The 10,657-nt window shown below is 69.4% G+C and carries 13 protein-coding genes and 1 tRNA gene; 10 read left to right on the top strand and 4 right to left on the bottom strand.

Features of this window, described 5'->3' with window-relative positions:
- Window position 1: 1 nt before the first annotated feature.
- From OG302_RS22260 to OG302_RS22215, 10 genes are all read left to right on the top strand, one after another.
- Entirely contained in the window at window positions 2-436 is a 435-nt protein-coding gene (locus OG302_RS22260) for a hypothetical protein (RefSeq protein WP_371528370.1), read from the top strand.
- Window positions 433-951 (top strand): hypothetical protein, encoded by a 519-nt coding sequence (locus OG302_RS22255; RefSeq protein ID WP_371528369.1) that lies wholly within the window; start codon window positions 433-435, stop codon window positions 949-951. Before OG302_RS22260 ends, OG302_RS22255 begins: the two co-directional genes overlap by 4 nt.
- 9 nt (window positions 952-960) lie before the next feature.
- On the top strand, window positions 961-1,434 hold the full coding sequence (locus OG302_RS22250) for a hypothetical protein (protein WP_371528368.1): 474 nt from the start codon (window positions 961-963) through the stop codon (window positions 1,432-1,434).
- A gap of 85 nt (window positions 1,435-1,519) precedes the next feature.
- Window positions 1,520-2,284, top strand: a complete 765-nt coding sequence (locus OG302_RS22245) for an N-acetylmuramoyl-L-alanine amidase (RefSeq protein ID WP_371528367.1) — start codon at window positions 1,520-1,522, stop codon at window positions 2,282-2,284.
- A gap of 7 nt (window positions 2,285-2,291) precedes the next feature.
- Window positions 2,292-2,528 (top strand): hypothetical protein, encoded by a 237-nt coding sequence (locus OG302_RS22240; protein WP_371528366.1) that lies wholly within the window; start codon window positions 2,292-2,294, stop codon window positions 2,526-2,528.
- Entirely contained in the window at window positions 2,525-2,731 is a 207-nt protein-coding gene (locus OG302_RS22235; protein ID WP_371528365.1) for a hypothetical protein, read from the top strand. The genes OG302_RS22240 and OG302_RS22235 overlap by 4 nt, the downstream gene beginning before the upstream one ends.
- A 9-nt stretch (window positions 2,732-2,740) precedes the next feature.
- Window positions 2,741-3,007, top strand: a complete 267-nt coding sequence (locus tag OG302_RS22230) for a hypothetical protein (protein ID WP_371528364.1) — start codon at window positions 2,741-2,743, stop codon at window positions 3,005-3,007.
- A 752-nt stretch (window positions 3,008-3,759) separates the two neighbouring features.
- Window positions 3,760-4,965, top strand: coding sequence for a helix-turn-helix domain-containing protein (locus tag OG302_RS22225; RefSeq protein ID WP_371528363.1), 1,206 nt, complete (start codon window positions 3,760-3,762; stop codon window positions 4,963-4,965).
- A gap of 166 nt (window positions 4,966-5,131) precedes the next feature.
- Window positions 5,132-5,461 (top strand): hypothetical protein, encoded by a 330-nt coding sequence (locus OG302_RS22220; protein WP_371528362.1) that lies wholly within the window; start codon window positions 5,132-5,134, stop codon window positions 5,459-5,461.
- A complete protein-coding gene (locus OG302_RS22215; protein ID WP_371528361.1) occupies window positions 5,458-5,619 on the top strand; it encodes a hypothetical protein in 162 nt (53 codons plus the stop codon). The genes OG302_RS22220 and OG302_RS22215 overlap by 4 nt, the downstream gene beginning before the upstream one ends.
- A gap of 366 nt (window positions 5,620-5,985) precedes the next feature.
- Here OG302_RS22215 and OG302_RS22210 read toward each other — a convergent pair.
- The 4 genes from OG302_RS22210 to OG302_RS22195 all read right to left on the bottom strand — a co-directional run bounded on the left by OG302_RS22210 (window position 5,986) and on the right by OG302_RS22195 (window position 10,502).
- Window positions 5,986-6,058, bottom strand: a tRNA-Lys gene (locus tag OG302_RS22210).
- 110 nt (window positions 6,059-6,168) lie between these two features.
- Window positions 6,169-7,728, bottom strand: a complete 1,560-nt coding sequence (locus OG302_RS22205; protein ID WP_371528360.1) for an amino acid permease — start codon at window positions 7,726-7,728, stop codon at window positions 6,169-6,171.
- Between the two features lie 58 nt (window positions 7,729-7,786).
- Window positions 7,787-8,023, bottom strand: coding sequence for a hypothetical protein (locus OG302_RS22200; RefSeq protein ID WP_371528359.1), 237 nt, complete (start codon window positions 8,021-8,023; stop codon window positions 7,787-7,789).
- Between the two features lie 142 nt (window positions 8,024-8,165).
- A complete protein-coding gene (locus OG302_RS22195; protein WP_371528358.1) occupies window positions 8,166-10,502 on the bottom strand; it encodes a DEAD/DEAH box helicase in 2,337 nt (778 codons plus the stop codon).
- Between the last annotated feature and the right edge of the window lie 155 nt (window positions 10,503-10,657).

Below are 10,657 nucleotides of genomic sequence, written 5' to 3'. Positions count from 1 at the left end.
CGTGCCCATTCCCGTACAGCGGGCGGAAACGTTCTACCTTCCCCCGCCCCACCTCCCGGCCGACGCGTGGGCGGGCGTGCCCGCGGCTGAGCTGGTGTTCCGCTGGTACGAGGTACGCGTGCAGCGCCGCGTGCCCCCGCCCGAGGGGTTCGTGATCGGGCAGCAGGTGTACGCGCGGATCAACCACAACCGGTGGGTCGCCGACTGCCTGTGTGGCTCAGCTCAGGTCGTCAGCCCCACCGACCCGCGCACCGCCTGCACCGAATGCGGGCTCGGCTGGATCGTCGTCGTCTTCCCCGAGGACCCGGCCGCCATCGAGGAGAGCCTCGCCGAGCTGCTACCGGACCAGCGGAATTGGACCCACCCCGAAGACCCGGGCTCCGCCCCGCCCGCCGCGAGCCCTGACCCGACGCCGGCACCGGAGGCCACCGGATGACCACGACACCCCGGACGTGGGTGGTGGGCGAAGTCGTCTCCGCCGCCCTGCTCAACGCCGAGATCCGCGACCAGTTCAACTCGTTCTTCGGCGCCTGGACTTCATGGACTCCCGGTTGGCTCGCCGAGGGCGGCGCCGCCCCGACCATCGGAAACGGCACCCTCACGGGTCGGTACCTGAAGATCGGCCGCACGGTCGACTGGGTGCTGCAACTGAGCTGGGGCTCGACCACCGCGGCGGGTGGTGGTGGCGGATCCGAGAACTGGATGTTCGTCCTCCCCTCCGTGCCCGCCACCGGATTCAGCCAGCGCATCGCCAGCTTCGACGCCTTCGACAACTCCGCGTCCCTGCACTACTCCGGGCGCGGCGTCTACAACACGGGTTCGGGCGGCGTCGTCAAGACCATCGTTTCCGACCGCGGCGACAACACCGGCATCTGGGATTCCCAACTGCCGTTCGTGTACGCCGCCGGCGACATCCTCTACGGATCCGGCCGCTACGAAGCAGCAGCCTAGGAGGCACCGGTGACCGTTCAGATCTGCTCACTGAAGACGGAGACCCCGCAGGCCATCACCCCGGGCAGCTACCAGGTCGTGCGCTTCCCCTACGCGGATGAGTCCATCGACGTGCACGGCATGCACAACCAGGTCGACCCCCTCAACTACGAGACCCGCGACTGGCAGCGCTCCGACCGGTCCGGGCTGATCTGGCCGAGCATGGACGGCTGGGGCTGCCTCACCTCCCTCATCTACTGGGAGGCCGGCGACTACGACGAGCTGCGCGACCGCTACGTCCGTGACCCGCTCGACCTGTCCACCGGCGCGGACTCGACGGCGACCGAGCACAGGCCGCCCTCTCCTGGTCAGCAGTTCTTCCACAAGAGCCACGAAATGTTCGTGCGGGTGGGAACCCCGATCGCGCTGCTCGTCGCCCAGGACGCACCCCGCACGACGCGCCTCACCCTGGCGGAGTTCAAGCTCGCCATCCACCCCGCCTGACCCGAGAACTGTGGCCCACTGGGCCACACTTTCCCGCTCGCCCCGCGCCATCTGGCCGGGGCTTTCCTCATGTCTGGAGTTCACCATGGCCCCACCGCTGGCCCCCGCCACGTTCCTCGCCGTCCTCCGCGACGAGGGTGTGACCGTCGTCGAGGTCGGCGACTGGCGGGACCACAACCGCAACCACATGGGCAAGTGGGGTCCCGTCCACGGCGTGATGATCCACCACACCGTGACGAGCGGCAGCGCGAGAACCGTGGCCATCTGCCGCGACGGGCACCCCTCCCTGCCCGGCCCGCTGTGCCACGGCGTCATCACCAAGGACGGCCGCGTCCACCTCGTCGGCTACGGCCGCGCCAACCACGCGGGCCTCGGCGACGACGACGTGCTGCAGGCGGTCATCGCCGAGCGGAAGCTGCCGCCGGACAACGAGGCGAACACCGACGGCAACCGGCACTTCTACGGCTTCGAGTGCGAGAACCTCGGCGACGGCAAGGACCCGTGGCCCGAGAAGCAGCTGCTCGCCATCGAGCTGGTGGCCACCGCGCTGTGCCGCAAGCACGGGTGGACGGCCGCCTCTGTGATCCGCCACCTCGACTGGCAGCCCGGCAAGGTCGACCCGCGCGGCGTCGACTGGACGGCGATGCAGGCCCGCATCACCAAGCGCCTCAAGTCCAAGCCGGGCACCGGCACCAGCACGTACGAGGTGCGCAAGGGCGACACCCTCTCAACGATCGCCAAGGCCAAGCTCGGCGACGCCAAGCGCTGGTCCGAGATCGCCAAGCTCAACGGCATCCCTGCCCCCTATGTCATCCGCGTCGACCAGCGGCTCAAGCTACCCAAGAAGTGAGGCATCGATGACTGACTACAGCCAGCGTCATCCTGGCACCCAGCACCTGATGCGGTTCTTCGAGTACCAGCACCTGCCTCCCCATCTTCAGGCCGTCAGCTTCGACCTCTGCAATCTCGCGTACAAGCTGGTCGAGAAGCTGCCCGACGGGCCCGAGCTGACCGCCGGGCTGCGCAAGTTGCTGGAGGCCAAGGACTGTTTCGTCCGCGCCGCTCTCGATCTCCCGAAGGAGTCCGACCGATGAAGCTCGCCAAGTACTGGAAGGCCGTCGTCGCCGCGGTGGTTGCGGGCGCCGGCGCCCTGTCCACCGCGCTTGCTGACGACACCGTCACCGCGGCCGAAGGCTGGGCCGCTGGCCTGGCCGTCCTCGCCGCGCTCGGGTTTACGTGGGCAGTCCCCAATCGACAGCCCCCTGTCGTGCTGCCTGCCGTTCGGCACGACCTGTAGGGAGCTGCCTTGGACGCCACCACCATCGGCAGCCTGCTCGTAGGCGTGGGCGCGGTTGTCGGCGGCGTGGTGGCGTACCTCGGCAAGCGGGGCGAGAACGCGACCACCCGCTGGAACACGGAGCTTGACCAGATCCAGGAGGAGCGCAACGGTCTGCGCGAGCAGCTCACTGCCCGCGACCAGAAGATCGAGCAGCTGCTGGAGCAGCGCGTCACCGATCAGGTGGAGATTGCCCGCCTCCGCGTCAGAGTCGTAGAGATGGGAGGCGATCCGTGACCCGTGCAGAGCGCGCCCTCGCCGGGCATTGGCGCTGGCTCGCCGTCTTCTGCTGGCTGGTGGCCCTATCGGGCGCAGTGGTCATCGGCTGGTCCTGGTACGGGCAGTTGGCAGATGAGACCGACCGGCGAGGCAGTGCAGTCTCCACCCTCGCTGGGGACGTGCGGGTCCTGCGTGCACAGGTCCAAGCTGCGGGCGAGACACCCAAGGCACCCGACCCAAGCAAGGCCATCGAGGATCTCGACGACCGCGCCCGCGTACCCGTCCCGATCCCCGGACCGCGCGGGCTCACAGGCGAGCCTGGCGAGACGGGTACGGAGGGGCCGTCCGGTCCGGCAGGCGAGGACGGGCAGAGCGGGAGCGACGGCACCGATGGAACGGGGGAGACGGGCCCGCCCGGATCCTCGGGCGCCGACGGAGTAGCCGGGCCGCCAGGCCCCCAGGGCGAACCCGGACCGGCCGGCCCCGAAGGACCCTCAGGGAAGGACGGCGCCGACGGCCGCGACGGACAGACGTGCCCGGACGGGTACTCGCTGCAGGCGCCAGCCGACGACCCGGACGCCCTGATCTGTAGGCGCGACAGTGCGCCGGACCCCGAGCCCGAACCCAGCCCGCAAGCCGCAGCGTTGGATCCCACCCGCCGCGAGTACTGATAGAGCCCCCACCGCCTTCGGGCGGTGGGGGCCTTTCGTCATGCCCAGAACCCTCCGTCAGGAGTAGCGTGGACAGAACACCTTCTGGCGGGGGTCTACATGAACAAGAGCATTGGCGACCGCATCCGTGTCTTCCGGGAGTTCCGGGACGTCACTCAAGAACAGCTCGCGGCGCGCTCCGGCGTATCGGTGGACACGATCCGCAAACTGGAGCAGGGAATCAGGCAGTCCGCACGCATCACGACTCTGCGCGCCCTCGCGAGAGCTCTGGATGTCCAGCTTGAGCGCCTGCTAGGACAGCCAACTGTGACTCACCAACTCACCGAAGATGGCGGCCTGATCGCTCTACGGGACGCTATTCAGGACATCGACGCCCTGCCCGGCGTACCCCTCGACGGCGACCCCGAGGCGCCGCCGACCGCCGACGCGTGGGTGTCCAGCATCCGCCACGCTACCGGCCAGTACTGGTCAGGGGACTACTCCGAGCTGTCCAGCACCTTGCCCATGCTTCTGCGTGATGGCCGAGCCGTCGCCCGCGAGACACCCACTGAGCGCGTCTGGCAACAGCTCGCCCTCGCCTACCAGATCGCCGCGTCTCTGGCGACGCAGGCCGGGCATCCCGACTGGGCATTCGGCGCCGTCGAGAAGCAGCTCACCGCCGCGCAGCGGGCCTCCGACCCGCTCGCCGAGGGCATGGGCGTCTCCACGCTGTCGTGGGTCCTGCTACGGCAGGGCAGATGGGAGCAGGCGCAGGCCGTCGCCGAGAAGAAAGCCGACGATCTGGAACCGTCGTTCCGTCGCGGCTCTGCTGAGCATCTGGCGGTCTACGGCAACCTGTTGGTGGCCGCGGCCACGCCGGCCGCGCGACGCGACCAGCACGACGAGGCGCTGCACCTACTGACTACCGCCGAGTCTGCGGCCATCCGATCGGGGAGCGTCCGCGCCTACGGCAGCGCCTTCTCCGTCGCCGATGTCCGCACCCAGAAGGTCAACATTGCTTTGGCCGGGACGGAGAGCCATCCCGAGAAGGCCCTCCGCATGGCCCGAGAGGTCGACCTCGACAGCATCAGCCGCCCGGTCCACTCCGCCTCGCATCGCGTCGACGTTGCCCAGGCCAAGTATCAGACAGGCGACCATGAGGGCGCCCTCTCCACCCTGCTGGAGGTGGAGGAGGACCAGCCAGAGTGGATCAAGTTCCAGACGCTGGCCGCCGCCACCGTCGCCGAGATGCTGGAAGCAGAGCGGCGCCGCAACGCTCGCTTGCGCGGCCTCGCTTCACGGCTCGGCGTCGACCCGACGCTGTAGGACAGCACGTCCTAGTTACGGGATACTCGGCTCTCGGACTGGTGCTCTTTGTCACTGGGACGTGGTCACGCGACTTCATAGCGTGATCCGTATGACGCGGCGTCGGCTCACCCCCGCCAGGCGAAAGCCGACGCCGCGACCATGCGGACGCGACCCGGAGACGCCGATGACCAAGACCCCAACGCAGCACCAGCACCCCGTGCCCCTGCCCGACGTCAGCACCCTCTCCGAGACTCAGGTGCGAGGCAGGGCCTGCGTATGGTGCGCCGTCGCCCTCAACAACTCCACAGCCATTGACCTTGGCGTGCGGGCGATCGAGGCGCACGGCGGCTCGTCTGCCCACTGGTTCCCGCGAAGCTGCCGCCACTGCTCGATCGCCCACGCCTACCGTGCGCTCCTCGACCACACGGAGGCCTGCGAGGAGTGCAACTCCACTCCGTCGCGATGCACTGAGGGCGCCGCGCTGCAGCTCAGCCTTCGGATGTTGCGGCGATGAACGAGGGCACCAGGTTCTGCCACCACTGCGACAAGCCGATCACCGCGGGGCAGGCGTTCCAGACCTTCGCGAAGGTCTCCATCTCGGCCGGCGGCATCACGATCCGCCTGCACGAGAAGTGCGCGAAGCGCGCCCAGTACGTCCGGCGCCACCCCTAGAACCCCCTTGCCGTGGCAGTCGGACAGCCCACGGCAAGGGAGAGCGGCCCGCCCGATGGTGTGAGCTCATGGGGGCGGGCCGCTCGTCACACCCCCGCGGCTGGTGCGCTTGCTCATCACACAGCGCGTACCGGTTGCGGGTGCCCGGCCCGGTCGCATGCTTCCCAGGCGCTGGCGGCCGGGCCGGTGCGCGCTGTGTGGGGCGTGTACGCGTGTCCGCGCCCCACACGTGCGCGTGAGCCGACACGGCCACCGCCCATGATCGACAGCATCTCGTCCGAGCATAGGCCGAGCTATCGATCTCTCCACCCCCAGAAACTACTGAAGGCCCCAGCTCAGATGGTCTCTGAGCTGGGGCCTTCTAGGTAGACCGTGTGGGACTCGAACCCACAACCAATGGATTAAAAGTCCACTGCTCTGCCAATTGAGCTAACGGTCCGTGCGGATGCACCCCACGAGCATAGCGGGAACGCGCAAGCCGTCCGATCGGGTATCGCCTCCCGGGCCCGTCGCGCGGTCCGCGACGGGCCCGGGACAGTCACCGCGTGCTCAGGGATCGGCCGGTTCGGGCGCCCCGCGCCGGGCCGCCTCGCGGGCCGCCGTGCGCTCGTGGTCCGGGTTCAGGAACCAGTGCCTGGCCGAAGCGAACCACCAGGTCGCGGCGGAGCCCAACACGGCAAGAACGGCGATCGGGGCGTAGTTGAAGGTCTCCCAGGTGACCGGCGAGACCTGCGGCAGCATGAAGAGGACGGTGATCACGCCGACCCAGGCCACCGCGACGATGCCGATCGGACGCGACCAGCGGCCCAAGTGCCAGGGCCCGCGCTCGAATGCGGCGCCCTTGCGCAGCCGCAGGAAGGTCGGGATGACGTACGCGATGTAGAGCCCGATGACGGCGATGGACGTCACCGCCGCGTACGCCGTGACATTGATCAGATAGGGCAGACCCAGGACGAGCGCGCCGAGCGCCGCGAGCCAGACGGCCGCGACGGGTGTGCGCGTACGCGGGTTGACCGTGTGCCAGATGTGCGAGAACGGCAGCGCTCCGTCGCGCGAGAAGGCGTAGATCATGCGGGAGTTGGCGGTCACGGAGGCCATGCCGCAGAAGAGCTGGGCTCCGATGACGACGAGCAGGAGGAGCTTGCCGGTGGTCGCGCCGAGGGCGTCCAGCAGGATCTGGGCAGGGGGCGCGCCCGTGGCCGACTCCCGGGCCCCGTCGTACGACTGGATGGCGAACGTGAAGCCGAGCAGCAGCACGAATCCGGCGATCCAGGACGTCCAGATGGACCGGACGATGCCCTTGGGCCCGGCGGTCGACGCGTCGTGGGTCTCCTCGGTCATGTGGGCGGAGGCGTCGTACCCGGTGAAGGTGTACTGGGCCATCAGCAACCCGATGAGCACCACGTACAGCCCGCTCCCCCACCCCGTGTTGTTGACGAACTCGGTGAAGACGAAGGACGCCGACTGATGCGAGTCGGGCGAGAAGGCGAGCGCGCCGACGATGACGGCGACCCCGAACACGTGCCACCAGACGCTGACGCTGTTCAGCAGCCCGACGATGCGCACCCCGAAGGTGTTGAGCAGCCCGTGGAGCACGAGGATCGCGGCGAAGAGCAGGATCGTCCGCCCCTCGGTGACCTGGAAGTCGAACTGCAGATTCAGATACGCGCCGAGGAACGAGGCCGCGCCGAAGTCGATCCCGGCGGTGACGGCGACCTGCCCCAGCACGTTGAACCACCCCGTGAACCACGCCCAGGCCGCGGCCGTACGGGTGGGCGCGAGCCGGTGCGCCCAGAAGTAGAGGCCGGCGGAGGTCGGATAGGCGGAACAGATCTCCGCCATGGCAAGACCCACGAACAGCGTCATCAGTCCGACCCCGACCCACCCCCAGGTGATCAGGGCGGGGCCGCCGGTGTTCATGCCGAACAGGTACATGGTCAGGCAGCCGGACAGGACCGAGATGATCGTGAACGAGACCGCGTAGTTGGAGAACGCGGACATGCGCCGCGCGAGGACCTGGGTGTAACCGAGCTGAGCGAGGCGCGCCTCGTCGGACCCGGCGGCGGGTACGGGTGCTGCTGACTCCTGCCGCTCTCTGTCACTTGTCATGCCCCCAGCGATTCCCTCACCGGGGGCACGACATGCGTCAGCGCTGGCCAAAAAGCGCTCAACTCAGCGGCTGGTAAAGGACCTTGTAGCCGCTCCAGCCAGTCGCGATCTTCGTCCGCGCGGTGAAGGAGCCGGTCCCCTTGCCGTCGTTGCGGCAGAGGTTCCCGGACGTGTCGCGCACGACCAGAGCCGACGGCAGCAGCGGGCCGAAACCCGCCACCACGACGGCGGAGACGGCTACGGCGATGCCGACGCGTCTCGCTCGATGATCACGTACGAAAGCATGACGAACCACGGGGTCCCCTCCCTTGCGGTCCGGCTCCCCACCGGACCGTCCTCCCGATCAAGCCGAAAGGTAACAGCGGGCACCGACACGGATACGCCGAAGGGCCCACCCCTTGTGGGGTGGGCCCTTCGTCTCAACTGTTCAGCAGGCGTCAGCCGTTGCGCTTCCAGCGCGGCTTGTCGTCGCGGCGGCCGAACGAGCCGGTGCCCGTGCCGGTGCCGGACGTGCCCGAGTTGCGGTTGTACGACGGGCGGTCGTGGCCGCCGGAGCGGAAGCCGCCCGAGCCGCTCGACGGGCGGTCGTCACGACGGTCGCGGTTGAACGGGCGGTCGCTGCCGCGGTGGCCGCCGGAGGGGCGGTCGTCGCGGCGGAAGCCGGAGCCGCCGCGGTCGTTGCGGTCACGGTTGAAGCCACCGCCACCCTCACGGCGGTCGCCGCCCGAGGGACGGAAGCCGGAGCCGCCGCGCTCGTTGCGGTCGCGGTTGAAGCCGCCGCCACCCTCGCGACGGTCGCCGCCGCGGAAGCCGCCACGGTCGCCGCCCGACGGACGGTCGTCACGGCGGAAGCCGGAGCCACCACGGTCGTTGCGGTCACGGTTGAAGCCACCGCCACCCTCACGGCGGTCGCCGCCACGGGGGGCGGAGCCACCGCGGTCGTCACGGCGGAAGCCGGAGCCACCACGGTCGTTGCGGTCACGGTTGAAGCCGCCACCGCCCTCACGACGGTCGCCGCCGCGGAAGCCGGAGCCACCGCCACGGTTGTCGTCACGACGCTCGAAGGAACGGCCACCGCGGTCGTCACGGCGCTCACGCTCGTAGTTGCCACGGTCGTCGCGCTGCGGACGGCTGTACGAGGAACGCTCCTCGCGGGCCGGCGCGGCGGGCTGCTGCTCCGGGACGGAGACAGCGGCCTCGACGACGGCCTCGGCGGCGGCGGTGGCCTCGGCGACCGCGGTCTCCGGGTCGTCGCCACGCTCACGGGCGGCACGCGCGGTGAGACGCGAGGCCTCCTCGCGCAGCTCCGTCGCGCGTCGGGTGGCGCGCTCCAGCTCCTTGGTGAGGTCCTTGACCTCACGCTCGGCCTGGGTCGCGGCGTTGCCCGCGGAGTCCGCCTGCACCTCGGTCATCGAACGGGCGCCGGTGATCTCGGCGACCTCCGGGTCGAAGGTGCCGCCGCCGTTGATGATGTGACGCGTGGCGTCGACGCCCGCGTCCTCCATCAGACGGAAGATCTGGCGGCGCTGGTGCGGCAGGGAGAGCGAGACGACCGTGCCGGAGCGGCCCGCGCGAGCGGTACGGCCGGAGCGGTGCAGGTAGTCCTTGTGGTCGCCGGCCGGGTCCACGTTCAGGACCAGGTCGATGCCGTCGACGTGGATGCCTCGGGCGGCGACGTCGGTCGCGACGAGCGCGTTGACGTAGCCCTTCTTGAAGTCCTCAAGAACGCGCGTACGAGCGCCCTGCGTCATGCCGCCGTGCAGCGCGTCGGCCTTCACACCGGACTCGCAGAGCTGCTCGGCGATGCGGTCGGCGCCCAGCTGGGTGCGGACGAAGATGATCGTGCGGCCCTTGCGCGAGGCGATGGCGGCCGTGACGGGCGCCTTGTCGCGGGGCTTCACGATCAGGATGTGGTGCGTCATGGTCGTGACGTTGCCCTGGGCGCTGTCGACCTCGTGCGTGACCGGGTTGGTCAGGTAGCGCTTGACCAGCGTGGAGATCTCGTTCTCCATCGTGGCCGAGAAGAGCATGCGCTGGCCGCCGGACGGGACCTGGTCGAGCAGCTCGGTGACCTCGGGCAGGAAGCCCAGGTCGGACATCTGGTCGGCCTCGTCGAGCACCGCGATCTGGGTGTCCTCGAGCGAGCAGGCGCCGCGGCTGATGATGTCGCGCAGACGGCCCGGGGTGGCGACGAGGACGTCGACGCCGCGCTCGAGCGCGTAGATCTGGTTGCCCATGGACGTACCGCCGCAGACGACCTTCATCTTCAGGCCGAGCACGTCGCCGTACGGCTGGAGCGCGTCCGCGACCTGCATCGCGAGCTCACGCGTCGGCGTGAGGATGATGCCGCGGGGCTTCTTCTTCTCGGTGCGGCCGCCGGCCAGCGTGGCCAGGAGGGGCAGACCGAAGGAGAGGGTCTTGCCGGAGCCGGTGCGGCCACGGCCGAGGATGTCCTTGCCGGCCAGGGCGTCCGGGATGGTCGCGGCCTGGATCGGGAAGGGGGCGGTCACGCCGTTCTGGGCGAGCTTGCGGACGATGCCCTCGGGCAGACCGAGGTCACTGAAGGTGGGGCCGGTCTCGGCGTCTTCGTCGACCTCGTCGGCGGCCTCAGCGGCGGCCTCGGTCTCCACGACGACCTGCTCGGCGGCCTCGACGACATCAGCGATGTCGATGGCCTCTACGGTCTCGACGACCTCTGCGACGGCCTCGACCGTCAGCTCGTCGGTCGTCTCGTTCTCGGGCAGGACGGCGTGGTCAGAATGAGAAATGGACATGCGAAATGCGAAACCTTCCGGAGTCTCGGCACGCGCCCGTCAACTCCGTGATTTCGCAATGGACCGCCTCTATGCGGTCAGCCACGGCAAGGGAGAGTACGCGCCACGCGGCGCTCTTCTTTTTCGGCGCCGGGCAAATGGGATCAAACGATCTA

The sequence above is a fragment of the Streptomyces sp. NBC_01283 genome (genome assembly GCF_041435335.1).
Lineage (GTDB): Bacteria > Actinomycetota > Actinomycetes > Streptomycetales > Streptomycetaceae > Streptomyces.
Note: the sequence above shows the minus strand (reverse complement) of the source record. Positions and strands in the feature narration are given on the sequence as shown.